Raw genomic sequence first — 22,930 nt, forward strand, 5'->3', positions numbered from 1 at the left:
GCGCCAGGGCGCATCCTTGGGCGTGTCCTTTTCCAGCGCCATCCAGTCGGTGAGTGCCCCTTCGACATCGCCGGCCTGCGCCTTGCCGAGCGCCAGGAAGAAGCGCGCGGTCGGATTGCTGGGATCAGCGGCGATGGCGCGGCGGAAGCTCGTCGTCGCCGCATCGTTCATCTGACCTTCGTTGGCGATGAGCAACGCCTGGCCGTAGGCCGCAAGGGTCGCGGCATCGACGGCACCGAGCGCCACGGCCTTGCCATAGGCGGTGGCGGCGTCCTGGGCACGCCCTTCGGCGTCATAGCCCATCGCCAGCGCCACCCAGGCCTTGGCATCGGTGGGCCTTGCCGCCACGTCGGCCTCCAGGGCCTTGAGTTCGGCACTGGCGACCGCTGGTGATGCGCCGTCTTGACGTGCCTGGAACGGCTCGCCCGGCAGATCGGGCGCACCGAGCATCAGATAGAGCCCGAAGCCCAGCAGCGGCAGGATGACCGCCGCCGTGATGAGAAGACCGTGCGAGGGCGCGCGGCCCGGCTGCCATTGCGGATTGTCGGTCAAGGCAAGCACGCGCCGCTCGATTTCGATCTGGGCGAGCTTGGCTTGTTCCGGCCCGATGAGGCCCACTTCGGCGTCGCGGCCGAGTTCCAGCATCTGGTCGCGATAGACGGCGAGCGCGAAGCCGGCCTCGTTCTTCACTTTGCGCGTATAGAAAAGCGGCAGCGCCAGCAGCACGGCCGTTGCCAGCGTCATGGCGGCAAAGACGAACCAGACCAGAATCATCGCGCGCTCCCCGATCCGGTCCGGTCTCCGTCGCTCTCGGCAAGACCCGCCTTGAGTGCCGCCTCGACCCGGCGCTGTTCCTCGTCGCTGAGGCGCGCTGCGCCGGTTGCAGCTTCGGCACCGATACGGCGTTTGAAGAAGAGAATCATGATCGCGCCACCGAATCCCAGCAGCAGAAACGGGCCGACCCACAGCAGCAGCGTGCGCGCCTTGAAAGGCGGGCTGAACAGGACGAAATCGCCATAGCGGTCGGAGAGATAGGTGAGGATTTCGTCGTCGCTCTTGCCGCCGGCGATCTCCTCGCGGATGAGGCGGCGCATGTCGCTGGCGATCCCGGCATCGGATTCGTCGATCGACTGCGCCTGGCAGACGACGCAGCGCACTTCCTTCATCAGATGCCGGGCGCGTTCTTCAAGAGCCGGATCGGCGAGCGGCACGTCCGGCACCTGGGTCTGGGCCCATGCCTGGTGTACGGCCAGCGACAGCAGCAGGGCCATCGCCAGCAGGGCCGCTTGCGACAGGGCGAAGGCGCGCATCACTGCGTCAGTTCCTTGAGCAGCGGCTTCAATTCGCCATCAAGCCGCGAGGGATCGAGCGGCTGGGCGAGGCGATAACGGATGATGCCGTCGCGGTCGATGACATAAGTCTCAGGCACGCCGGTGAGGCCGAATTCCATGCCGGCGCGGCCGTCATTGTCGACACCGATCGCCTGATAGGGATCGCCAAGCTCGGCGAGGTACTTTTCCGAATCCTTCGGCTCGTCCTTGAAGGTGATACCGACGACGCGGATTCCCGGAATGTCGCGCAGGCTCTTGATCAGCGGATGCTCGGCGCGGCAGGGCGCGCACCAGGAGGCGAAGAAATTGAGAACCGTGATCTGTCCTTCGAAATCGGCGTTCCTGATGCCGGCACGTGCGCCGAGGCCGGGCAAATCGACCGTCGCCATCTTCTTGCCGATGAGCGCGGAAGGGAGCGCATTGGGATCCCGCGCGGGATCGAGCCCCTGCCAGAAGAGCGCGATGAGGGCAGCCAGCACCAGGGCAGGCAGGATGAAGATCAGGCGGCGCATGGCGGGTGTCTCACTCCGTCATTCGGCAGCGGCGGGTTGGGCCGCGGGCGCGCGGCTTGGCGCGCCGACACGGTAGCGGCGGTCGCTGATCGACACGATGCCGCCCAACGCCATCAACGCGGCGCCGGTCCAGATCCAGGGCACCAGCGGCTCCTGATAGATGCGGACGGTCCAGGTGCCCTTGCCGTCGCCCTCGCCGACAACGGCGTAAAGATCGCCAAACACGTGGGATTCGATCGCGGCCTCTGTGGTCGGCATCGGCTGCACCATGTATTGGCGCCGTTCCGGATATAGCTCGGTATAGGGTTTCCCGTCCTTCATGACGGTGAAGTGCGCGCGCTCGGCGATGTAATTCTCGCCGCGTGCCGGGCCTACCGTCTGCAGCACATAGGTGAAGTCGCCTATCTCCAGGCTTTCGCCGGGCTTCATCTGGCGCACTTCTTCGACCTTCCAGGCGCTGGCGGCAGTAATGCCGATGATGGCGATGGCAAGGCCGGCATGGGCAAGGCTCATACCGTAGGCGGCGCGCGGCAGATGGCGGGCGCGGCGCCAGGAATTGCCGAGACCGGTGCGGAAGAGCTGTACGCGCTCACCCCATTCGACGAGCGTCCCGGTGAAGAGCCAGACACCGAGCCCAATGCCGATGGCAGCGAGGGCCTGGCGGCCGAAATCGATCCAGAGCGCAATGCCGAGAGCGGCGAGACCGAGAGCGCCGGCACCCCAGAGATGACGCAGCGCATAACGGAGATCGCCGCGCTTCCAGCCGAGCAGGGGGCCGATCGCGGTCAAAGCGATGAGCGGCAGGACCAGCGGCACGAAGGTTGCCGTGTAATAGGGCGTGCCGACCGAGACCGAGGAGCCGCCCATGATATCGAGCGCCAGCGGATAGAGCGTGCCGAGGAGCACGGTGGCGGTGGCGGTTGCCAGCAGCAGATTGTTGAGCATCAGGGCACCCTCGCGGCTCACCGGCGCGAAGAGGCCGCCGGCCTTGAGGATGGGTGCCCGCCAGGCGAAGAGGGTGAGCGAGCCGCCGAGGGCGAGGCCCAGGATGCCGAGGATGAAAAGACCGCGCGCCGGATCCTGCGCAAAGGCATGGACCGAGGTGATGACGCCCGAGCGCACGAGGAAAGTGCCGAGGAGCGAGAAGCCAAAGGTGAGGATGGCAAGCAGCAGCGTCCAGGCTTTCAAGGCGTCGCGCTTCTCGACGACGATCGCCGAATGGAGGAGCGCGGTTCCCATCAGCCAGGGCATGAAGCTGGCATTTTCGACCGGGTCCCAGAACCACCAGCCGCCCCAGCCCAGTTCGTAATAGGCCCAGCGCGCGCCGAGCGCGATGCCGGCGGTGAGGCAGGTCCAGGAGAGCAGCGTCCAGGGGCGCACCCAACGTGCCCAAGCCGCGTCGATCTTGCCTTCGATCAGCGCCGCCACGGCAAAGGAGAAGGCCATTGAGAAGCCGACATAGCCGACATAGAGCATCGGCGGATGGAAGGCGAGGCCGGGGTCCTGCAGCAACGGGTTGAGTTCCTGCCCCTCGAAGGGGGCCGGGTGCAGGCGCGCGAAGGGATTGGAGGTGAAGAGCGCGAAGAGGATGAAGCAGATGCCGATCATCGCCTGCACGGCCAGTGCCCGCGCTTTCAATCTGGGCGGCAGATTGTCCCCGAAGACAGCGACAAGCGCGCCGAAGAAAGCAAGGATGAGGACCCAGAGCAGGAGCGAGCCTTCATGCTGACCCCAGGCGGCCGAGATCTTGTAGATGAGCGGCGTCTGCGAATGGGAATGCTGAAAGACGATGGCGACCGAGAAGTCGCTCACCACAAAGGCATGAATGAGGGCGGCAAAGGAGATCAGCAGAAAGACGAACTGGCCGAGTGCCGCGGGCTTGGCGAGCGCCATCCAGGCGCGGATGCCGAATTGTGCGCCGATGAGCGGCAGCGTCGCTTGAGCGACAGCCAGCACCAGGGCGAGGACGAGCGCAAAGTGGCCGATCTCGGTGATCATGGATTGCTGCTCCCCGCGGGCTGCGCCGCTGTTCCCTCCATGCCCGCACCTTCCTGCCAGCGGCCGGAGGCTTTCAGCGCCTTGGCCACTTCCGGCGGCAGATAGTTCTCGTCATGCTTGGCAAGGACCTGGGTCGCCACGAAATTGCCGCTGTCGTTGAAGGCGCCTTCGACGACGACGCCTTGACCTTCGCGGAAGAGATCGGGAAGGACGCCGCGATAGGCCACTTCGGTCGCGGCCTTGAGGTCGGTCACCTTGAAGCTGACGGTGGCACCGTCGTCGAGCTTATGAACGCTGCCGGTCTCGACCAACCCGCCGAGGCGGATGATGCGGCCGGCGACCGGCTTCTCGCCCGCGATCTCGCTGGGGCTGAAAAAGAAGACGATCTCGCGGTCGAAGGCATTGAGGACCAGCATGGTCGCGATGCCGAGCAACGCAAGGCTGATGAGCACCAGATAGAGACGCAGCGTCTTGCGCTTCATGATCTAATTTTCGCTGTTGCGCCGGTCGGCCCGCGCACCGCCGTCGAGCGCCGCCAGCGCCCGTTCGACCGCACGGCGCCGGCGCGCCCCGTCGAACCAGATCGCTGCCAGGATCACGACACCGGCGCCATAGGCCGGCCAGACATAAGCAGCATAGCCGCCCATCGCAAGGAACGATCCGAAATCGCTCATTCGCCGCTCCTGACGCCGCTCCCGGCGGTGCTGTCTGGCTGAAGGGCCACGCGGTCGAATGCAGCGAGGCGATGGTTGCGCAGGCGGGCCTCCATCAGCAGCGTGCGCATGCGCTCGATGACGGCGGCCAGCATGAAGAGATGGAAGGTGATCGCCATGATGAAGAGCGGCCATTGCATCGAAGGATCGATGGAGATGCCGCCCATGCGCACGATCGAGGCCGGCTGGTGCAGCGTGTTCCACCAATCGACCGAGAATTTGATGACCGGCAGGTTGATGAGGCCGATGAGGGCGAGGACGGCGGCGGAGCGCTGGCCGCGGGCGCGGTCGTCAAAGGCGCCGAGGAGCGCCATTTGCCCGAGATAAAGGAAGAAGAGCAGCAGGAACGAGGTCAGCCGCGCATCCCACACCCAATAGGTTCCCCACATGGGCTTCCCCCAGAGCGAACCGGTGATGAGGGCGAGGAGCGTGAAGGCGGCGCCGACGGGCGACATGGCCTCGGCCGCGACATCGGCCAAGGGGTGGCGCCAGATCAGGGAGGAGGCGGAGGCGAGCCCCAGCATGAGGTAGGTAAAGAGCGCCATCCAGGCGGCCGGCACATGCACATACATGATGCGCACCGTCTCGCCCTGCTGATAGTCGGGCGGCGAGCCCCACAGGGCCAGATAGAGCCCAGCCACAAAACCCAGCGCGGTCAAGGCCTTAAGCCAGGGCTGGATCCGGGTGGCCAAGCGCAGGAAGCGGCCGGGATTGGCAAATCTATGCATGGCGGCGGTTATACAGGGACCGCCCCGAAGGTGCCAGTGGCACTGTGAAGCAGGAAGTCAGGGAAAGTCCTTATCCCGACCGTGTTTAGGGATCGGCATAACGATGGGAGAACCCAGTCCGAAACCCCAGCCTGCCCCCTAAAAGCGCCAAGGGCGCCGACCTTGCGGTCGACGCCCCTGGTTCAACTGATAACCCCACCTGCCGAAAATCGGCCGGTTGGATCTTCGTCCAGAGCTTACATGCCCTTGTTGTAGGTGCCGTGCGGCTGGACGACGATGTCGACGCGACGGTTTTCCTGGCTCTCGGTGTTGTCCGCACCATCGGCTTCGCCAACGGCCTTCACCGAGACGTCGGCCGCGAGCGGCACGCCGGCATCGCCGAGGGCGTCCATGACGGCCTTCGCACGACGCTTCGCCAGCGCCTTGTTGGCGTTGGCCGAACCGACGGTGTCGGTGTAGGCGTCGATCTGGACGTGGGCGATCGGGTACTGGCTGAGGAAGTTGCCGGCATCGGTCAGCGCGGCAGCTTCGCTCTCACGAACTTTGGCGCTGCCGGTGTCGAAGTAGACCGAGGTCTTCTGCGGGCCGACATCCTGCGGGACGTGCAGCGACTCGAGGTAGGCGAGACGCGCGCGGATCGGGTCGAGGAAGCGGTTCAGAGCGGCTTCGGCCTTGGCGCGATGCTCGGCGGCTTCTTCCGCGAGCTTCACGCCTTCCTGGCGCAGCGGCAGGTTGGTGTAGAGATACGGGGCATCGGCATCGATGCTGGCCTTGATCTCCTCAGCGCGGGCGGCCTTATCGGCACCGGCATTGAGGTTATAAAGCAGATCGCCGAAGTCACCTTCGTAGGTCTTGTCGACGTTCGCCTGGATGTTGGAAAGATCCGGCTCACGATTCGGCGCGGCGCAGGCAGTCACGGCCAACAAGGCCGAGCCGAGCAACGCGAGTTTGAAATAACGGTTCATGGTTTGAAACCCCCTGGGACGTTCACGTGAAGAGGTGTGCGATGACAGCGGATCGCGACCGCCCGACTTGTACCCATGCGTCATAGAGCCGAACGACATGCGCCTTGCCGGATGGATTAAGCATATGCCGATTCAACTTGGGGAATCCACGTTGAATCGGGGCGTTTACGCGACCTGTGTCAAAATGCCCCCAGTCTGTTGCATGGATGCCACAGACCGCCGGCACTCGATGGGTCAGTCGTTTCTCGCGGAAAAGGGTTCAGAAAGGACATATGTCCTGTGTTTTGCATCACACAGGTTTGCCTTACGGCATTTGGTCCCGATTCCGCCTTTCGCGGCGCCGTAACGCAGGCGCCTTACGGCCTAACGTAGGACCTGCCGCAACGCCATCGCCATCGCCCAGGGACCGAGGGCGAGGAGGCCGAGATCGAGGGCGATGAGGAGTTCGAGCGCCCCCCACGGGCTCTCACCCGCGGAAACCGCCGCCACGGACCCCATGCCGAGAATGAGAATCGGCACGAAGAGCGGCAGGATGAGAAAGGCGAGCAGCAGCCCGCCGCGCCGGGCGCCCAGGGTGAGCGCCGCTCCCAATCCGCCTAAAAGCGACAAGGCTGGTGTCACAGCGACAAGCGCCAGCAGCAGGATCGGATAGAGCTCCGTCGGCAGGTTGAGAAGGAGCGCCAACAGCGGTGCCGCCACCAGGAGCGGCAGGCCGGTCATCAGCCAATGCACCACCACCTTGGCAAGCGCCACCAGTTCCAGCGACACAGGCGAGAGGATGAGGCCGTCGAGGCTGCCATCCTCGAAATCGCCGCTGAACAGCCGGTCGAGGGAAAGGAGCGAGGCGAGGGCCGCCATCGTCATGACGATGCCGGCGGCGATGCGGCCGAGGAGCTCCGGTTCCGGCCCCAGGGCGAAGGGAAAGAGGGCGCCCGCCGCCAGGAAGAAGAGGACGACCACCAGCGCATCGATCCCCTGGCGGAGGCCCAGCGACAAATCGCGGCGGAGGAGGGCGAGGACGGCCTTCATGCGGCACTTCCCAGCGTCAGCGTGCGCGCATTGGGGAGCGCCATCTGGTCGTGGCTCGAAATGATGGCAAGGCCGCCTGCCGCCAGGTGCCGGGCGATGAGATCGGTGACGAGCTTCACCCCCGCGACATCGAGCGCCGTCGTCGGCTCGTCGAGCAGCCAGATCGGCACGGGCTTCAGCAGCAGGCGCGCCAGGCCGAAGCGTCGCCGCTGCCCCGCCGAGAGATGCTGGGCCGGAAAATCGGCGCATGGGGTGAGGCCCACTTTGGCGAGGGCCGCATCAACACCGACGGTGCCGCCGACAAGGTCGGCCCAGAAGGCGAGATTCTCGCGCACCAGCAATTGGGGTTTCAGTGCATCGAGATGGCCGAGATAGGCGATGTCGGCGCGATAAGCGGCGCGGTCCTTTTCGACCGGTTGCCCGCGCCAGGAAAGCGACCCGGATTCAGCTGGGAGGAGGCCCGCGAGGAGTCGTAAGAGGCTCGATTTGCCGCTGCCGTTGGGACCGCGCAGCATCAGCGCATCGCCCGGCCCCAACGCGAAATTGAGCGCGCTGAACAACAGCCGTTCGGCACGCCGGCAGGCGATGTCGGTGGCAACCAGACCGCCTTCCTTGCCCTTGCCGCTCATCTCGGCGCTTCCCCCAAGCGCATCATGTCAAATGCCGGTTCGCATGCTGAGGCGCTGCATATTCAGGCGCCGCATAGTCACGCCCCGGCCAGCGTCATGCCGTCGATGCGCAATGTGGGCGCGTTGGTGCCGTATTTGAAGGTGAGATCGTCGGCCGGCGTCACCTGCTTGAACATGTCCTTCAAGTTGCCGGCGATGGTCACTTCCGAGACGGGATAGGCCAGCTCGCCCTTCTCGATCCAGAAACCGGCGGCACCCCGGCTGTAATCGCCGGTGACGCCATTGATGCCGGAGCCGATCATCTCGGTAACGTAGAGGCCCTGGTCGATCGACTTCAACAGGTCGGCGCGGCTGATCTTCCCGGCCGCCATATGCACGTTCGCGGGCGCCGGCGAAGGCGGGCTCGACGTGCCGCGCGAGGCGTGGCCGTTCGATTTCAGGCCCAATTGCCGGGCCGAACGGCAATCGAGCAGCCACATGGTGAGGCGGCCATTGTCGATGAGCTTGGCGAGCTTCGTCGGCAACCCCTCGGCGTCGAAGGGGCGCGAGCGCAGGCCGCGCTGGCGGTGCGGATCGTCGATGATGTCGATCCCCTCGGCAAAGACGATCTCGCCGAGCTTGTCCTTGAGGAACGAGGTGCCGCGCGCGATGCCGGCGCCGTTGATGGCGCCCACCAGGTGTCCCACGATCGAATTGCTGATGCGCGGGTCAAGCACGATCGGCACCACCGCCGTCTTCGCCTTTCGCGGGTTGAGGCGCTTCACCGCGCGTTCGCCGGCCGCCTTGCCGAGCTTCACCGGGTCGTCGAGATCGGCGAGGAAGACGGTCGAGCTGTATTCATAATCGCGCTCCATCCCCGTGCCCTCGCCGGCAAGGACGGAGACGGAGAGGCCGAAATGCGAGCTCGCATAGGCGCCCTGGAAACCGTTGCTGGCGGCGATCGCCACGTCGGAACGGCCATAGCCCGCTTCGGCACCTTCGGAATTGGTGACACCCTTGACGCTGCGCGCCGCATCCTCGGCCGCGCGGACCAGCTCGGTGAGCTTCGCCTCAGAGGGTTCGGTCGCATCGCAGAGGTCGAGCTTCGGCCAGTCCTTGGCAAGCTCGGAGGCGTCGGCAAGCCCGCAGAACGGATCCTCCGGCACGGCCTTTGCCATCGCGACGGCGCGGGTGGTGAGTTCGTCGAGCGAGGCCTTGGTGAAATCGCTGGTCGAGACGATGGCCTGGCGCTTCCCCACCAGCACGCGCAGGCCCAGATCCTGACTCTCGGCCCGTTCCAGTTTTTCCTTGGCACCCAGGCGCTCGCCGACCGAGAGCGAGATGGAGGTGCCGATCACCGCATCGGCGGCCTCGGCCCCGGCGGCCTTCGCCTTCGAAAGGATGGTGTCGAGAAGGGCGAGCTGTTCCTGGCTGTTCATGCGCGTGACGGGTCCCGATGAATTGGATGTTCCACCCGCAAAGAGATGGGGTGCGAAGGATGAACCGCAAGCTGGGACAATTGCCCGGAAAAGACAAATGAAAATCGCTGGTGAAAATCGCTGGTGAAAAGCGCGGGGTGGAAAAGGGGCCGCTTGCGGGGGATGGGGTGGACATGGAATCCTTGGGGCAAGGGATGAATGGGGGAGAAACGTCCATGTCGCCGGAATTCCTCGTGACCAGCTTTCTCATTGTCGCCTCGCCGGGGACGGGGGTGGTCTACACGCTGGCGGCGGGCCTCTCGCGCGGGCGGCGGGCAAGCCTGGTTGCGGCTATGGGGTGCACCCTCGGCATCGTGCCGCATCTTGCCGCTGCCATCCTGGGGCTCGCGGCCCTGCTCCATACCAGCGCCTTGGCTTTCGGCATCGTCAAATATCTGGGGGTCGCCTATCTCCTCTACATGGCGTGGATGGTGTGGCGCGAGCGGGGCTCCCTCAACCTCTCACGCGAGATCGGCGCCAGATCGGCCCTCGGCGTCACGGTCGAGGCCGTGCTCATCAACCTCCTCAACCCGAAGCTCTCGATCTTCTTCTTCGCCTTCCTGCCGCAATTCGTGGCGAGCGACGCCGCGCAGCCCATGACGGCGATGCTGGAGCTCTCGGGCGTGTTCATGGCGATGACCTTCATCGTCTTCGCGCTCTATGGCGTTGCCGCCGCCGCCGCGCGCGACCATATATTGAGCCGCCCCCGCATCCTTGCCTGGCTGCGCCGCTCCTTCGCCGCCGCCTTCGTGGCGCTGGGGGCAAAGCTCGCATTCGCGGATCGGTGACGGGCTGCTTCGCCAACGACGAGGTAGCTACGTCTCGCAATCTCAATTGCTAAAACGGTAACGTAGGTTGAACAGGATGCTGTGTGTCGTGGAATCGATGTCCGCATCCAATGTGTCGGTGGTGTCAAGGAAGCGGTATTCGACACCGGCCGTGACATTGTTGGTGAGGTCATAGCTCAGCCCCGCCATGAACTGATAGGCGAAGGCCGTGTCGGTATCGTCAAGAATTTTCTCGCCGCCTGCGCCGACGTCATCGGCGCTCAAGATCGCAAGACCGATGCCGCTACCGATGTAGGGCACGAAGCGATGGTCTTTCCACGGCAGATCGAAATAGCCGTTGATCATAAGGACGTTGAGATCAGCGTTGCCTGACCCTTTGAAGCCGAAGCCCTCAGCCGAAACACTATCGACAGCATAGGAGCGAAAGGTCCATTCGCCCTCGACCCGAAAATTCTGGCCGAAGTCCCAGCCGCCAACCAAGCCGATGCCATAGCCCGCATCGTAATCAGCATCGAAATCGAGGCCACTCGCGCTAGTCGAGGTGTCCTCCGGCAGGACCAGACCTATCTGGCCACCGAAATAGAAGCCATCCTGCAGCCGCTCCTCCGCTACGGCCGGCAATGCCGTCATTGCACATAACAGGCCACCAAGAATAACCGCAACCTTCTGATGCATTTAATTCACCATATAATCTTTTTTGGCGCAGACAGTTATCCATGCCTTCTGGAGTCGCGCAAGAAAAATTGGGGATTAGGAATGACCGGCGAGGCTGCTTGCAGGGGCGCGAATTTACGGCTCTTTCCGGTGTGAGCCTCACCCTTTCGGATAGGCGACATCCGGCGGGCAGGTGGCGATGAAGGCCGGCCGCGCCTCAAGCCGCGCGCTGAGGGCGATGAGCGACGCGTGGGCGCTTCCTTCCAGCAGCGCGTGGGCGCTTCCTTCCAGCAGCGCGGGATCGGTCATCCGCACATAGCGGATGAGGCAGGCGGTGATGATCTCGGCATGAAGCGGCGGATGGGTGGGTGCATATGACGCGCGCAAGTCCGCCCAGTCGATGGCGGCCAGCGCCGCAAGCGCCCCTGCCGCCTGCGTGCGGCAGCGCGCCATCCAGTCGGGCCAGCGATAGCGCTCCGGCCGGATGATCCGCTCATAGGCGGCAGCACCCGCCTTGTCGATGGCACCGCTCGCCAGCGCGATCACCTGCAATTGCCGTTGGCGCTCGCTGCCGGCCGCCGCCAGCAAGGCCCGACCCTCGCCCACCGCCTCATCCAGCCAATCAAGGATCGCCGCTGAATCGATGAGCGTCGTGCCATCGTCCAGGATCAACGACGGAATGCGCGACAGCGGATTGGTCTTCCGCATGTCCTCGAAATCCCCGAACACCGAGCGCGTATCATGCGTGTAGTCAAAACCCAACTCCCGCAACGCTATCGCGACACGGCGGACATAGGGAGAATCATATTGGCCGACGAGGATCATATAATGGCTCCGAGGAAATACAGAGAGACCCTTGTACCCCAGTCGTAGCCGGCGGTTCAGTCCATCCCTTCACCGACCAGGTAGAAATTTCCTTCGATCGACTTTGCCACGTACCAATACTTCACAACAGCAGGCAATTGTGATACTATCAGAAGTTGTATTCTTCTTCGACAATAAGGGACAAAAGTCATGGGGCAGGCCAAACGGAGAAAGGCCGAGATCGAAAAGCTGAAACAACAATCCCTCGAAGATGCGGCTAACTGGCGACGACATAAACGGGATCAGCTTGCAGTCTCCAATGGCATTCAGCTTGATCGCGCCGGCGCCAAAGAAGGCGTCGCGGCGATGGCCCGCGAACTGATCGTGAAGCTTAAAAAAGCGAAAGCTGGCGGTAGCCTCGCAGAACTCAGTGCGTTTCTAAATGACAGTGTTGACAAATCTATCGCAGGACTGGGCCCCGTCCCAATTGCTTGCAAGAAGGGATGCTCTCACTGCTGCAATATTTGGGTGAGCGCCACAGCGCCCGAAGTTCTGACCCTTGCCAATGTGGTTAGGCTACGAGGTGATGCTGCCGTCAAAAAGGTGCGCGACGCAAACGAAGTGACGAAGGCGTATCCGTTTGAGATACGCGACAGCCATCCGCACCCCTGCCCTCTTCTCGAAAATGACCTATGCACGGTATATGAGCATAGGCCGAAAGCTTGCAGGCTCGCAGCGTCAGCGAATGCCGAGATCTGCGGACGTTCTTACCGGAACACTACTAACGAGGATATACCAACTCCATTCTTATACTTGATGGGCCGCAGTGCTTATGCTCTTGCTTTTGCGGCAGCGCTGCAGAAATCTGCACTTCCATATCATGCATATGAGTTGAACGCCGCATTGGTAAGAGTGCTGGATACAGAAGATGCAGAGCATAGGTGGTTATCTGGCGAAGATATCTTCGCGGGAGTAATGCAGGATCCTGAGGACGTTCTGTCAAGCCCGGATATCCAATCGTTCTTGAACGAACTCTTTGCAAGCAACTCTGCCTAGAAAGTGCGAGTGCCAATGCGGCCATTCAGATCGCCAATGGTTCATAGTGAGTTGCTACCGCGTGCAACCTAAGCTTGGACGAACGGCCTCTCATAACCGCCCATTACAACAAATGCTGCCCGCCCGTGAGGAAGATCTCGGTCCCCGTCACATAGGCGAAGTCCGGGCCGCAGAGTTGGAAGATGACGCCGGCGACTTTGGCGGGGGGGGGGCATGCTGGCCATCGGAACTCTGGGAATGAGGACTTCGTATTCGGGGCAGATCATTGCGCAATTTGTCAGGCGAGTCGCAACTCAGCAGCTCCGACCAGCTAGTATTTACGTTTCTGGAGCGAATAGGTCATCTGGGTCAGCGCTCGAAAGCTGGCCAATGAAAGTAGGCAGAAACCACTCGCGTACGATGTCTTCAAAGGTTTGACCGATTGCGGAAAACTGCTCCCAAGATTGTCGCAGATCTTGGATAAAGAGGATGAACTCAAGCTCCTCTTTCCTATTTTGCGGACTTAAAAAGTCCGGAGATTTCCGACACTTTTCAAGACCACCAATGAGTCCGTCAAGTCGTACACGATAGTGGTCAAGGAGAATCCAAGGCAATTTTCGCTCCCATATGGGCATGGAGCGCAAACGTTTGGCAAATCTCTCAAGAATTGCGAGATCCTCCTTGATCTGGGTTTCCCTATTGTGCCCTGAATCGTCGAGGAGATATTTGCTTTCTCGAAATTGGAACTGGGCCAAATTGAACATGGCGTAAAGTTTTGCTCTCGCGGCATATAGGCGTAGAGTCTGCAATGACCCCGGATCAGACAGCTTGTTCGACGAAGGAATTTTAACCGATATAAATCGTTGACCAGAACTGACTTGTGATTGCGGCTCAATAATCTTGTCATAGTAATCGGTGAGGCATACGAAATAGATCTCATCATCGCGGAGGTCTGCGAGCAATAGAAGTAGAGGGGTCGACGGCCCCATCAATCTGGAATTATCGATCGTATCTAGATCTATCTGGAATGAGATCACGTCTATGCTAAAAGCGTGCTTTCCTTGTCCGGTATCCAGAATCTTCTCAACATTTTGACGCTCTAGTATTTTGATTCTTTGGTGAGCTACACGCTCTGACGCTTTTAGTTGGACGAACAGAAACTCCCCCATCGTGGGAATGCCGTGTTCATTGCGCTCGAACACTTCGATGCTGAGATCCACCCCATAGTCAGGATGTAGCTTCCTGACTACCCATTCTTGCGGGAGTAAAGAATTGAGAAGAAGCTGAGATTTGTCCTCAGTTAGGTGTGTCTCTCCACGTTTCTTGGCCATGTAGAGTTCTTGCCCCCTACAGCAAATGCTGCCCGCCTGTGAGAAAGATCTCGGTGCCTGTCACATAGGCGAAGTCGGGGCCGCAGAGTTGGAAGACGACGCCGGCCACTTCCGCCGGCGTCCCCATGCGGCCCATCGGAATGCGGGGGATGAGGGCTTCGTATTCGGGGCCGATCATGGCGGTTTCGATTTCGCCCGGCGCCACGGCGTTGACGCGCACACCCAGTGGGGCGAATTCGCCGGCCATTTCGCGGGTCAAACCTGAGAGGGCGGCCTTCGAAGTCGAATAGGCGGCACCCGCGAAGGGGTGGATCGAGTGGCCGGCGATCGAGGTGATGTTCACAATCGAGCCCTTGCCGCGTGCGAGCGGTGTCGCAAACCCCTTGGCGAGCTGCAGCGGGGCAAAGAGGTTGAGTTCGTAGACCTCGCGCCAGGCGGCGACGTCGCCGTTGAGCGTGCCGAGACGTTCCTTGAACGAGGTCTTGGGCGAAATCGCCGCATTGTTGATGAGGGCGTGGACGGGGGCGCCTTCCAGCACCTTCAGCGCCTCCTCGACAAAGCGCGGCGCGTCGCCGGGCTCGGCCAGGTCGACAGTGATGTGGTGCGTCCAGTTCGGGTCGCGCTTGCATTCCTCCGGCACCGCCTCGCGCGAGCAGGTGATGATGCGCCAGCCCTCCGACGAGAAACGCTGCACGGTCGCATGGCCGATGCCGCGGCTGGCGCCGGTCAAGATCACGGTCTTTCTGTCACTCATCTTTCTTCAATCCTGATTGGCCGCGCGGCTCGCTGGTGTCCCGCCTCTCGCATCAAGGCGCCCGATTGGCTCGCGGTGGTTCTTCAACAGATGGTCTACCGGATCCCGATGATAACGGGCGCCGTTACAAACCTCTTTCTCCATGCGCATCCGCATCGAGCAGTTCGGCGCGGCTCCGGTCCTTGTCGAGTTTCGACTGGTCCATGCGGGCGCGCAGATCCTGGCGGCGTTCGACCACCGAATGCGGGTCCTGGTGGATGATGATCTCTGCGCCGGGGAAGGCTTCGTGGAGCGAGGCTTCGACCGCATCCGAGATGCGATGCGCTTCAAGGAGTGAAATCGCGTCGGGGAGTTCGAGGTGGAACTGGATGAAGAGATCCTGCCCGGCGACGCGCGTCCGGAGATCGTGGAGGTTCACCGCCTGCGGGTGGCGGCGCACGATCTCGATGATGCGGCGGCGCTGGTCATTGTCCATCTCGCGGTCCATCAGCATGTCGAAGCTCTGCCGGCCGATCTGGATCGCGGTCCAGGCGATGTAGCCGGCGACGAGGAGGCCGAAGAGCGGATCGGTCCACCAGAGGCCGAACTTCGCGGAGACAAGGAGTGCTGCGATGACGCTGAAATTCACCAGGAAGTCGCTGGCGTAATGCGCCGAATCCGCCTTGATGGCAACCGAGCCCGTGCGCTTCACCACGTGACGCTGCAACAGGATGAGGGCGCCGGTGATGAGGATCGAGATCACCATCACGGCGATGCCGAAGCCGGCGCGTTCGACCGGCTTCGGGTGCAGGAAGTGGTCGTAGACCTCGAGCAGCAGGAGAAGCGAGGAACCCAGGATGAAGGCCACCTGGACGAGGCCTGCCAGGGGTTCCGCCTTGCCGTGGCCGAAGCGATGCTCGGCATCCGCTGGCTGCAGCGCATGGCGCACGGCGAGCAGATTGACCAGCGAGGCCGCGATATCGAGCGCGGAATCGAAGAGGGTCGAAAGCAGGCTCACCGATCCCGTCGCCAGGAAGGCATAGAATTTCATGCCGATCATGACCAGCGCTGCCACGACGGCGGCACCGGAGGCGAACTTCATCAGCCGCGCCGCCTCGTCGCGCGTGATCGCGGGCTGGAATTCGGGGGCGTTGGTCACGGGTATAGTTTCTCCGTCACCCAGGCGGTGCCGGGGGCGGCGCCGGGGGCCGGGCGGTAGATGAGGCGGTCGTGGAGGCGGAAGGGGCGGTCTTCCCAGAATTCGATATAGACCGGCTTGATGCGGAAGCCCGACCAATGCGGCGGGCGCGGCACGGTGCCGATCGGATGCTTGGCGGTGAAAAGGGCGACGCGCTTTTCGAGATCGAAACGGTTCTGCATCGGGCGCGACTGGATCGAGGCCCAGGCGCCGAGCTGGCTGGAGCGGGGGCGCGAATGATAATAATCATCGGCTTCCTGGTCGCTCACCACCTCAACCTCGCCCTCGACGCGGATCTGGCGCCGGAGGCTCTTCCAATGGAGGACGAGGGCCGCCTTGCGGCTCCCCAAAATCTGGGTCCCCTTCTTGCTTTCGAAATTCGTGTAGAAGACGAAGCCCTGCTCGTTGAAATCCTTGAGGAGCACCATGCGCACCGAGGGCATACCGTCGGGGCCGACCGTCGCCAGGGCCATCGCGTTGGGATCGTTGGGCTCGCTCGCTTCTGCTTCCTTGAGCCAAGCGCCGACCTTGGCAAAGGGCTCGCCCCAGGGATGGCGGGTGGAAGGATCGAGGGCGCCGTCCTCGGCGGCCTGCACTGCGTCACTCATGGTCACTGTTTCCATTCTCTTGATCGGCCGCAACATTCCAGCCGCTATCACAATGCCTTGACCGATCTCTATAGCATTGAATTCGGGACCGGATGGCGCCATTTTCATGGCGTTTCGGGTGCCGAATCACGCGCCTTTTTGACACAGGTCCACCGATGACGACGCAGACTTTGATGTCCGGATACATTCGCAGCAGCCTTTCCCTCCTGCTGGTGGGCGCCGTGGCGCTGCCGCTTGCCGCCTGTTCGGCCAATTCCTATGGCGGGGGCAAGCAGAATACCGGCACGGTGCTGGGGGCTTTGGGCGGTGCGGCGGCCGGTGCCGCCATCGGCGGCAAGGACAATTGGTGGTGGGCGGCGGGTCTCGGTGCCCTGGCCGGCGGTGTCGTCGGCAACCAGGTTGGCGCCTATCTCGACCGGCAGGACCAGCAGCGCTCGTACCAGAACGCCAATTACGCGCTCAACAAGGTGCCGGACGGGCAGTCGGCCAAATGGTCGAACCCGCAGAACCAGACCAGCGGCTATACCAAGCCCATCGAAACGACGACCAATGCCCAGGGCCAGACGTGCCGCCAGTTCCAGACCGGCGTCACCGCGCAGGGCCAGAGCTCGACGGGCACGGGCGTTGCTTGCCGCCAGCCCGATGGCACTTGGAAAATCCAGCGCTAGCCCCTACCTTTCCCGTCATGACGATGCATTTTACGACATCCCGTGACGGGCGCGCGCATGGCCGATCCTTATAAGCTGCTCGGCGTTCCGCGCCTGGCCAGCGCCGACGATATCAAGAAGGCCTATCGCAAGCTTGCCAAGAAGCTGCACCCCGACGTCAATCCCGGCGACAAGAAGATCGAGGCGCAGTTCAAGGAAGTGACGGCGGCCTATGATCTGCTGTCCGATGCGGAGAAGCGGCGCCGGTTCGATCGCGGCGAGATCGACGACCAGGGCAATGTCCGGCATGGCGGCGGCTTCGGGTCCGGCGGGTTCCAGGCCGGAGGACCCTGGGGCGCCGGTCGGCCCGGAAATGGCGGTCGCGCCAAGACCGCCAAGGATTTCGGCATCGACGAAGACGAGAATGACGAGATCTTCAAGGACTTCTTCGGCTTCGGTCGTGGCCGCGCCAACTTCAAGATGCGTGGCGCCGACGTCACCTATCGGCTGGAAGTCGATTTCCTCGAAGCGGCGGTGGGTGCGAAGAAACGCGTCAGCCTCACCGACGGCAAGACGCTCGACGTCACCGTGCCGGCCGGCACCGAGGACGGGGCTCAGCTTCGCCTCAAAGGCCAGGGCATGGCGGGACAAGGTGGTGCCGCCAACGGCGACGCTTTCGTCGAGATCAGCGTCAAGGCGCATCCCTATTTCGAGCGCGACGGTTTCGACGTGCTGCTGGAATGTCCGGTGACATTGCAGGAGGCGGTTCTCGGCGGCACGATCGAGGTGCCGACGGTCGACGGCCGCGTCGCCTTGAAAGTGCCGATGGGCAGCAATTCGGGAACGCAGCTGCGGCTCAAGGGCAAGGGCATCCTCAACCCCAAGACCAAGCAGCGCGGCGATCAATATGTGCGCTTCGTGGTGACGCTGCCCAAGAATGTCGATGCCGATCTTGAAAAGGCGGTGCGCGACTGGGCGAAGGCGCATCCCTATGACGTGCGCGGAAAGTTCACTTCTTCAAATTGACCAGGGCGACACCGCCCAGCGCCAGCGCGCCGCCGAGGATGCCGAGGAGCCCCGGCACCTCGCCCAGCCAGAAGAAGCCGATGAGCGTTGCGACCGGCGGCACGCAGTACATGAAGTTGGAGGCGCGGCTCGCCGGCATGCGCGACAGCACGATCGCCCAGGTGCCGTAGGCGATGAGGCTCGGCACCACGCCCAGATAGAAGGCTGCGAAAAGCGCCGACGTTCCGGCCTGCGGGATCTGGGTGGCAAGGCTCGGCAAGGCGGGGGCGAGCAGCAATGCGCCGATGATCATGTTCCAGGCGGAAACCGTGAGCGGCCGGTGGTTCCGAAAGAGCGGCTTCTGCACGATGGTCGTGATCGAATTGCAGAGGGCCGCGCCAAGGATGAGGAGGGCGCCGGTATCGATTTCCATCGCCGACCCTTCGCCGAGCGCTATGAGGCCGATACCGGTGAAGGACAGGAACGTGCCGGCCCAGGCCCATTTCCCGAACCGCTCCTTGAGGAAGAAGATGGCGAGGAGCGCGGTGATGATCGGGTTGACGTTGATGATGAAGGCGGCGGGCCCGGCCGAGACCGATTGCTCGCCGATATTGAGCAGCACCGTATAGAGGAAGACGAAGAAGAGGCCGCCGGTCAGGAAACGCCACCATTCGCTGCGCGCCGGCCAGGCGGGCCGCGTGACGATGAGGAAGAGGGCGGCGGGCAGGGCGGCGATGGCGAAGCGGGCAGCGCCAAGCTCGATCGGGCCAAAGCCGCCAAGGCCGGCGCGGATCGCCGGAAAGGCGCTCGCCCAGGCCAGGATGGTGATGCCGAGGGCCGCCAGCGTGCCCTTGTCGAGCCCCACTGAGCCGTCCGTCCTTGAAATCGATCCTGCCTCAGCGCTCACCTGATCCTCCAAAGATGTGTGCGGACACATTCCCAGGGCAGGAGCTCCTTGACAAACGAACATTTCACCGCTCACCTGTGAGTATGAATCACATCTCACTTCCCCCACTCGACACACTGCGGGCCTTCGAAGCGGCCGCGCGGGGCGGTTCCTTTTCGGCGGCCGCCCAGCAGCTCAATCTCACCCACGGCGCCATTTCCCGGCAGATTGCCAAGCTCGAACATTGGCTTGGGCTTAAAGTGTTCGAACGCCAGGCGCGGGGTGTCGCCCTGACACCGGAAGGGCAGCGCCTCTATCTGCGCACCAACGAGGCCTTTGCCCTCATCGCCGATACCTCCGAACGCTGGTCGGAACAGCGCGGTGCGGCGGTGGTGCGCCTCTCTTCGATCCCGTCGGTCTGCGGCCTGTGGCTGATGCCGCGCCTGAAGCATCTCGAGGCAGGCAAACCCGCCTTGCGCATCGTCCTCTCAGTCGAGCATCGCCATGTCGATCTGGCCGATGAGGGGATCGATCTGGCGATCCGCTGCGGGCGTGGCGCGCTGCCGGATCGATGCTCGCTGCAATTGGTCGAGGAATATTGCTATCCGATCGCGACACCCGAGCTTGCGCGCGAGATCGGTGAGGCCGGTGATGCGGCGCGACTGCTTGCCTATCCGCTGATTCATGATTCCGATGCAGCGGGCTGGCGTGCCTGGTTCGGCGCGTCGGGGCTCGACTTCCGTCCGCGCCCACAGGATCGACGCTTCGAAGATTACAATCTGGTGCTCGACGCGGCGATGAATGGGCTGGGCATTGCGCTGTCACGGCCGCCGCTGGCCGAAGCACTGGTCAGGCAGGGTCAACTCGTCTCTGTGGACGCACGAACCGCTCTCAACCCTTCCTCCTATTGGCTTGACCGGCCGCTGGGTGAAATGCGCGACGCCGCCAAGGTGCTGGCGCGCCGCATTGCCGTCGAGGCCGGCGTCGATCAGGTGCAGATAGACCGTTTCATCAGCGCCGCGCGTTGACGCGGCGTGTGTTCAATTCCAGCAACATTCACCGCTGCGCTTGCCGCAAAGGCCCGCAACAGGGTCGCCGAATTGCTGGAGCTTGGTATCTTTGCTCTGACAGAATAAAGTACGGCGCGGAATAAAAACCGAAGCGCGTTGCCGATCTAGTCATGCGCGCATTCGCCACACTTGAATTAATGGGAAATTTACCCGCTTTTTCCACCATCCGGTGACATTGGGGACGACAAAATGGTCCGGCTGGCGACTTTCAGTGCACGCGGCGCCGATACGGCGGCGGTGCTTGAGGAACTTGCGGCGATTCTGCCGGTAGCGGATGCCCATTTGGCCTTTGTCTTTCATGGCGCCGGTCACGATGCCAAGGCCATTGCCGAGACCCTCAATGACTTGCTGCCATGCCCGTTCATAGGCGGAACTTCCCATGCCGGTGCCATGCTGGCTGGGGAACTGATGGACGCGCAAGCCTTGTCCCTGCTCCTTATCGAGGATGATGGTGGCTATTATGGCGTCGCCGCGCGTGCGTTGCCGGCGGATGCCGACGCCGCTGCGGCCGCGCGCGCCGCACGCGAAACATTGCTGGAGGCGTTGCGCGAGGCGGGGACGCCCGGCGAACTTCCTGCCTTGGTGTGGCTCTATCAGACGCCGGGATATGAGGAGGCGATCCTCGACGGCTTGCGTAGCGTTATCGGGGACAATTGCCCCATCGTCGGCGGCAGCGCCGCAGATGAGGATATTGGCGGCAACTGGTTCCAGGTCACGCCGGCCGGCGCAATGGCGTCAGGTATTGCACTCGCCGTTCTCTTTCCCAGCGGTGCCTTGGGCTTTGCCTTCCAGGGAGGATACAAGCCAACCGGACAAAGCGGCCTGGTCACGCGTGTGGAAGGTATCGGCGCGGTGTCGCGCACGGTGCTGGAGATCGATCATCAACCGGCGGCTCAGGTACTCGATCGCTGGGTCGATGGTGGCCTGGGGCGGTACCTCGTGGGCGGCGGCAATGTGCTTGGCGCCACCAATCTCAATCCGCTGGGCATGACGATCGGCAGCTTCGCCGGCATACCGCAATATCTCCTGCTGCATCCGGAGACCGTGCGGAGCGATGGTGCCATCACGCTGTTCGCCGCGGTGAAGCCGGGCGACAGGCTGCACCAGATGCAGGGCGACAAGGACGTTCTCATCGAGCGCGCCGGAATCGTGGCGCGCGAAGCGGTGTCGCGGCTGACCAGCATGGGCAGCACGCTGGCCGGCGGGTTGATGGTCTATTGCGCCGGTTGCCGCATGGCCGTGGGCGAGCGGATGCCGGAAGTGGCCATGCAGGTCGCCGACAGCTTTGCCGATGCGCCGTTTGCCGGGTGCTTCACTTTCGGCGAGCAAGGCCAGATTGCCGGGCGCAATGCCCACGGCAATCTGATGGTCGCCGCCATCGCGTTCGGTCAGTGAGGCGCATCGTGAGCAGCGACAAGATCCTGATCTTGCCATCGGCTGATGGCAGCAGGTCGGTCACGGAAGAGGGGGTCGGAGAGGAGCGCCTGTGGCAGGCGATCGCCAGCCTCAGGGACGAGAACGAGCGCTTACGGGCGGAGACGGCGCAGTCGCGGCATTTGCGTGGCCTTCAGGAAATGCTGCTTGCGGTCAAGGTGGACGAAGACCCCTTCAGCAATATCCTCGACTATTTGGAGAATCTGTTCTCCTTTTCCGGCGGCATGGTGTTGGTTCCGGACGCCGGAAAGGGACTGGTTTGCCATATCGGCAATCCGACGACGCTCACCGGATCGCGCTGGCCGCTTGGCCCGCTTTTCACGCGCGTGCTCGACGGTCACGTGGCTTCGGTCTTTGCTCATGACGAGATTTCCGAATGGGCGAATGCGGCGGCACTCGGACTCACCGTCGACCAGCCCGCTCTCTACATTCCGATGAAGGTACGCGAGATTCGGGGCATTCTGGTGCTTACCCGGGATGCCGGCGCCGGCTGTTTCGACCGCAAGGATGTGATGCTGGGCCAGCGTCTGTCGGTGATGGCGTCGCTGGCCCTGGCGACATGGAGCGACCACCAGCGGTTGCTTGTGGCGAAGGCGCAGATCATGGCGGCGGAACAGGCCAATCAGACCAAGAGCCTTTTCCTCGCCAATATGAGCCATGAACTGCGTACACCGCTCAACGCCATTATCGGCTTTTCGGAAATCATTGCCGGCGAAGCGTTGGGCCCGGTCGGCGTACCGGCCTATGCCGATTACGCAGCGGATGTGCTGGCCAGCGGCCGCCACCTGCTGGCGCTTGTGAACAACGTTCTGCTGTTCGGCAAGATGGAGGCCCAGCAGCATCACGCCCAGATCGACGCGGTGAGTCTTTCGAACGAGATCCGCAACGTGTTCAAGATGTCGCTGCCGGATGCAGAGCGACGGGGCGTCGGACTTGCCGCGGAAGGTGTGCCGGCCGATCTGGTCGTTCGGGCAGACCCACTATGGTTGCGGCAGATCCTGCTCAATATCATCGGCAATGCCATCAAATTCTCCCAGACAGGTTCGAGGGTCCTGGCACAATTCGACGGCAACGCCGCATCGATCGGAGAGGCACCGCGCGGTTTCTGCCGGCTGCGCATCATCGATCACGGAATCGGAATCCCGCCAGATACGTTGAAGCGGCTGGGAACGCCGTTTACTCAGGCGGAGGACAGTTACACGCGCTCGGCACAGGGCACCGGTCTCGGCATGGCCATCTGCTATCGTTTGGCTGAAGGCATGGGTGCCATTCTCAAGGTGGAAAGCGAAGTCGGCGCCGGCACCACGGTCATCCTGGATATGCCCGTCGTCTAGCCTGGCCTTGCTTGCCGGGCAGCGGGCAAGATACTTGCCGA

General features: G+C 62.9%; 25 protein-coding genes. 7 read left to right on the forward strand and 18 right to left on the reverse strand.

Features of this window, described 5'->3' with window-relative positions; all coding sequences use genetic code 11:
• From ccmI to ACE3PP_RS05090, 11 genes are all read right to left on the reverse strand, one after another.
• Positions 1 to 774 (reverse strand): c-type cytochrome biogenesis protein CcmI (ccmI, locus tag ACE3PP_RS05040; RefSeq protein WP_374378622.1); only part of this gene is annotated, 774 nt, incomplete at its 3' end.
• On the reverse strand, positions 771 to 1,310 hold the full coding sequence (locus ACE3PP_RS05045; RefSeq protein ID WP_374378625.1) for a cytochrome c-type biogenesis protein: 540 nt from the start codon (positions 1,308 to 1,310) through the stop codon (positions 771 to 773). The genes ccmI and ACE3PP_RS05045, both read right to left, overlap by 4 nt.
• Positions 1,310 to 1,843, reverse strand: coding sequence for a DsbE family thiol:disulfide interchange protein (locus ACE3PP_RS05050; protein ID WP_374378627.1), 534 nt, complete (start codon positions 1,841 to 1,843; stop codon positions 1,310 to 1,312). Before ACE3PP_RS05050 ends, ACE3PP_RS05045 begins: the two co-directional genes overlap by 1 nt.
• An 18-nt stretch (positions 1,844 to 1,861) precedes the next feature.
• Positions 1,862 to 3,841, reverse strand: coding sequence for a heme lyase CcmF/NrfE family subunit (locus tag ACE3PP_RS05055; protein ID WP_374378630.1), 1,980 nt, complete (start codon positions 3,839 to 3,841; stop codon positions 1,862 to 1,864).
• Positions 3,838 to 4,323: a cytochrome c maturation protein CcmE gene (gene ccmE, locus ACE3PP_RS05060; protein ID WP_374378633.1), complete on the reverse strand. Its 486-nt coding sequence runs from the start codon at positions 4,321 to 4,323 to the stop codon at positions 3,838 to 3,840. Before ccmE ends, ACE3PP_RS05055 begins: the two co-directional genes overlap by 4 nt.
• A gap of 3 nt (positions 4,324 to 4,326) precedes the next feature.
• Positions 4,327 to 4,515, reverse strand: coding sequence for a heme exporter protein CcmD (gene ccmD / locus ACE3PP_RS05065; protein WP_374378635.1), 189 nt, complete (start codon positions 4,513 to 4,515; stop codon positions 4,327 to 4,329).
• On the reverse strand, positions 4,512 to 5,282 hold the full coding sequence (locus ACE3PP_RS05070; protein WP_374378638.1) for a heme ABC transporter permease: 771 nt from the start codon (positions 5,280 to 5,282) through the stop codon (positions 4,512 to 4,514). The genes ccmD and ACE3PP_RS05070 overlap by 4 nt, the downstream gene beginning before the upstream one ends.
• Before the next feature lie 236 nt (positions 5,283 to 5,518).
• On the reverse strand, positions 5,519 to 6,247 hold the full coding sequence (locus tag ACE3PP_RS05075) for an OmpA family protein (protein WP_374378641.1): 729 nt from the start codon (positions 6,245 to 6,247) through the stop codon (positions 5,519 to 5,521).
• Positions 6,248 to 6,610: 363 nt separating this feature from the next.
• Positions 6,611 to 7,276, reverse strand: a complete 666-nt coding sequence (gene ccmB, locus ACE3PP_RS05080; protein ID WP_374378644.1) for a heme exporter protein CcmB — start codon at positions 7,274 to 7,276, stop codon at positions 6,611 to 6,613.
• Positions 7,273 to 7,905, reverse strand: coding sequence for a heme ABC exporter ATP-binding protein CcmA (gene ccmA, locus ACE3PP_RS05085; RefSeq protein ID WP_374378647.1), 633 nt, complete (start codon positions 7,903 to 7,905; stop codon positions 7,273 to 7,275). Before ccmA ends, ccmB begins: the two co-directional genes overlap by 4 nt.
• A 77-nt stretch (positions 7,906 to 7,982) precedes the next feature.
• Complete coding sequence (locus ACE3PP_RS05090) at positions 7,983 to 9,323, reverse strand: TldD/PmbA family protein (RefSeq protein ID WP_374378649.1); 1,341 nt, start codon at positions 9,321 to 9,323, stop codon at positions 7,983 to 7,985.
• A 215-nt stretch (positions 9,324 to 9,538) separates the two neighbouring features.
• Here ACE3PP_RS05090 and ACE3PP_RS05095 point away from each other — a divergent pair, with 215 nt between their 5' ends.
• Positions 9,539 to 10,150, forward strand: coding sequence for a LysE family translocator (locus ACE3PP_RS05095; RefSeq protein WP_374378652.1), 612 nt, complete (start codon positions 9,539 to 9,541; stop codon positions 10,148 to 10,150).
• A gap of 42 nt (positions 10,151 to 10,192) precedes the next feature.
• On the opposite strand, the gene ACE3PP_RS05100 is transcribed toward ACE3PP_RS05095, so the two are convergent.
• Both ACE3PP_RS05100 and ACE3PP_RS05105 read right to left on the reverse strand, forming a co-directional pair.
• The gene (locus tag ACE3PP_RS05100) at positions 10,193 to 10,825 is read right to left on the reverse strand and encodes an outer membrane protein (RefSeq protein ID WP_374378655.1); all 633 of its coding nucleotides are present in this window, start codon (positions 10,823 to 10,825) and stop codon (positions 10,193 to 10,195) included.
• A 138-nt stretch (positions 10,826 to 10,963) separates the two neighbouring features.
• Complete coding sequence (locus ACE3PP_RS05105) at positions 10,964 to 11,629, reverse strand: glutathione S-transferase family protein (protein ID WP_374378658.1); 666 nt, start codon at positions 11,627 to 11,629, stop codon at positions 10,964 to 10,966.
• A gap of 189 nt (positions 11,630 to 11,818) precedes the next feature.
• On the opposite strand from ACE3PP_RS05105, the gene ACE3PP_RS05110 reads away from it, so the two are divergent.
• Positions 11,819 to 12,664, forward strand: a complete 846-nt coding sequence (locus ACE3PP_RS05110) for a YkgJ family cysteine cluster protein (RefSeq protein WP_374378661.1) — start codon at positions 11,819 to 11,821, stop codon at positions 12,662 to 12,664.
• Positions 12,665 to 12,981: 317 nt separating this feature from the next.
• On the opposite strand, the gene ACE3PP_RS05115 is transcribed toward ACE3PP_RS05110, so the two are convergent.
• The 4 genes from ACE3PP_RS05115 to pdxH all read right to left on the reverse strand — a co-directional run bounded on the left by ACE3PP_RS05115 (position 12,982) and on the right by pdxH (position 16,513).
• On the reverse strand, positions 12,982 to 13,974 hold the full coding sequence (locus ACE3PP_RS05115; protein WP_374378664.1) for a DUF4365 domain-containing protein: 993 nt from the start codon (positions 13,972 to 13,974) through the stop codon (positions 12,982 to 12,984).
• A 16-nt stretch (positions 13,975 to 13,990) separates the two neighbouring features.
• Positions 13,991 to 14,728 (reverse strand): SDR family NAD(P)-dependent oxidoreductase, encoded by a 738-nt coding sequence (locus tag ACE3PP_RS05120; protein ID WP_374378667.1) that lies wholly within the window; start codon positions 14,726 to 14,728, stop codon positions 13,991 to 13,993.
• A gap of 124 nt (positions 14,729 to 14,852) precedes the next feature.
• Positions 14,853 to 15,866, reverse strand: a complete 1,014-nt coding sequence (locus tag ACE3PP_RS05125) for a cation diffusion facilitator family transporter (RefSeq protein ID WP_374378670.1) — start codon at positions 15,864 to 15,866, stop codon at positions 14,853 to 14,855.
• A complete protein-coding gene (gene pdxH / locus ACE3PP_RS05130) occupies positions 15,863 to 16,513 on the reverse strand; it encodes a pyridoxamine 5'-phosphate oxidase (protein WP_374378673.1) in 651 nt (216 codons plus the stop codon). Before pdxH ends, ACE3PP_RS05125 begins: the two co-directional genes overlap by 4 nt.
• Positions 16,514 to 16,686: 173 nt before the next feature.
• Between pdxH and ACE3PP_RS05135 the strand changes: the two genes are divergently transcribed.
• Both ACE3PP_RS05135 and ACE3PP_RS05140 read left to right on the forward strand, forming a co-directional pair.
• The gene (locus tag ACE3PP_RS05135; protein WP_374378676.1) at positions 16,687 to 17,181 is read left to right on the forward strand and encodes an RT0821/Lpp0805 family surface protein; all 495 of its coding nucleotides are present in this window, start codon (positions 16,687 to 16,689) and stop codon (positions 17,179 to 17,181) included.
• Positions 17,182 to 17,238: 57 nt separating this feature from the next.
• On the forward strand, positions 17,239 to 18,186 hold the full coding sequence (locus ACE3PP_RS05140; protein ID WP_374378679.1) for a DnaJ C-terminal domain-containing protein: 948 nt from the start codon (positions 17,239 to 17,241) through the stop codon (positions 18,184 to 18,186).
• On the opposite strand, the gene ACE3PP_RS05145 is transcribed toward ACE3PP_RS05140, so the two are convergent.
• A complete protein-coding gene (locus tag ACE3PP_RS05145; RefSeq protein WP_374378682.1) occupies positions 18,170 to 19,072 on the reverse strand; it encodes a DMT family transporter in 903 nt (300 codons plus the stop codon). The two genes, ACE3PP_RS05140 and ACE3PP_RS05145, sit on opposite strands and share 17 nt — an antisense overlap.
• Positions 19,073 to 19,155: 83 nt before the next feature.
• Between ACE3PP_RS05145 and ACE3PP_RS05150 the strand changes: the two genes are divergently transcribed.
• From ACE3PP_RS05150 to ACE3PP_RS05160, 3 genes are all read left to right on the forward strand, one after another.
• A complete protein-coding gene (locus ACE3PP_RS05150) occupies positions 19,156 to 20,079 on the forward strand; it encodes a LysR family transcriptional regulator (RefSeq protein WP_374378685.1) in 924 nt (307 codons plus the stop codon).
• A 231-nt stretch (positions 20,080 to 20,310) separates the two neighbouring features.
• Positions 20,311 to 21,516, forward strand: coding sequence for an FIST signal transduction protein (locus ACE3PP_RS05155; RefSeq protein ID WP_374378688.1), 1,206 nt, complete (start codon positions 20,311 to 20,313; stop codon positions 21,514 to 21,516).
• Positions 21,517 to 21,524: 8 nt separating this feature from the next.
• Positions 21,525 to 22,889 (forward strand): sensor histidine kinase, encoded by a 1,365-nt coding sequence (locus ACE3PP_RS05160; protein ID WP_374378691.1) that lies wholly within the window; start codon positions 21,525 to 21,527, stop codon positions 22,887 to 22,889.
• Positions 22,890 to 22,930: the final 41 nt, after the last annotated feature.

The organism is Dongia sp., assembly GCF_041910485.1.
Lineage (GTDB): Bacteria > Pseudomonadota > Alphaproteobacteria > Dongiales > Dongiaceae > Dongia.

Coding starts and splice junctions, on each gene's coding strand:
- ACE3PP_RS05045 (WP_374378625.1), bottom strand. CDS start 1,310: ATGCGCGCCTTCGCCCTGTCGCAAGCGGCCCTGCTGGCGATGGCCCTG.
- ACE3PP_RS05050 (WP_374378627.1), bottom strand. CDS start 1,843: ATGCGCCGCCTGATCTTCATCCTGCCTGCCCTGGTGCTGGCTGCCCTC.
- ACE3PP_RS05055 (WP_374378630.1), bottom strand. CDS start 3,841: ATGATCACCGAGATCGGCCACTTTGCGCTCGTCCTCGCCCTGGTGCTG.
- ccmE (WP_374378633.1), bottom strand. CDS start 4,323: ATGAAGCGCAAGACGCTGCGTCTCTATCTGGTGCTCATCAGCCTTGCG.
- ccmD (WP_374378635.1), bottom strand. CDS start 4,515: ATGAGCGATTTCGGATCGTTCCTTGCGATGGGCGGCTATGCTGCTTAT.
- ACE3PP_RS05070 (WP_374378638.1), bottom strand. CDS start 5,282: ATGCATAGATTTGCCAATCCCGGCCGCTTCCTGCGCTTGGCCACCCGG.
- ACE3PP_RS05075 (WP_374378641.1), bottom strand. CDS start 6,247: ATGAACCGTTATTTCAAACTCGCGTTGCTCGGCTCGGCCTTGTTGGCC.
- ccmB (WP_374378644.1), bottom strand. CDS start 7,276: ATGAAGGCCGTCCTCGCCCTCCTCCGCCGCGATTTGTCGCTGGGCCTC.
- ccmA (WP_374378647.1), bottom strand. CDS start 7,905: ATGAGCGGCAAGGGCAAGGAAGGCGGTCTGGTTGCCACCGACATCGCC.
- ACE3PP_RS05090 (WP_374378649.1), bottom strand. CDS start 9,323: ATGAACAGCCAGGAACAGCTCGCCCTTCTCGACACCATCCTTTCGAAG.
- ACE3PP_RS05095 (WP_374378652.1), top strand. CDS start 9,539: ATGTCGCCGGAATTCCTCGTGACCAGCTTTCTCATTGTCGCCTCGCCG.
- ACE3PP_RS05100 (WP_374378655.1), bottom strand. CDS start 10,825: ATGCATCAGAAGGTTGCGGTTATTCTTGGTGGCCTGTTATGTGCAATG.
- ACE3PP_RS05105 (WP_374378658.1), bottom strand. CDS start 11,629: ATGATCCTCGTCGGCCAATATGATTCTCCCTATGTCCGCCGTGTCGCG.
- ACE3PP_RS05110 (WP_374378661.1), top strand. CDS start 11,819: ATGGGGCAGGCCAAACGGAGAAAGGCCGAGATCGAAAAGCTGAAACAA.
- ACE3PP_RS05115 (WP_374378664.1), bottom strand. CDS start 13,974: ATGGCCAAGAAACGTGGAGAGACACACCTAACTGAGGACAAATCTCAG.
- ACE3PP_RS05120 (WP_374378667.1), bottom strand. CDS start 14,728: ATGAGTGACAGAAAGACCGTGATCTTGACCGGCGCCAGCCGCGGCATC.
- pdxH (WP_374378673.1), bottom strand. CDS start 16,513: ATGAGTGACGCAGTGCAGGCCGCCGAGGACGGCGCCCTCGATCCTTCC.
- ACE3PP_RS05135 (WP_374378676.1), top strand. CDS start 16,687: ATGTCCGGATACATTCGCAGCAGCCTTTCCCTCCTGCTGGTGGGCGCC.
- ACE3PP_RS05140 (WP_374378679.1), top strand. CDS start 17,239: ATGGCCGATCCTTATAAGCTGCTCGGCGTTCCGCGCCTGGCCAGCGCC.
- ACE3PP_RS05150 (WP_374378685.1), top strand. CDS start 19,156: ATGAATCACATCTCACTTCCCCCACTCGACACACTGCGGGCCTTCGAA.
- ACE3PP_RS05155 (WP_374378688.1), top strand. CDS start 20,311: ATGGTCCGGCTGGCGACTTTCAGTGCACGCGGCGCCGATACGGCGGCG.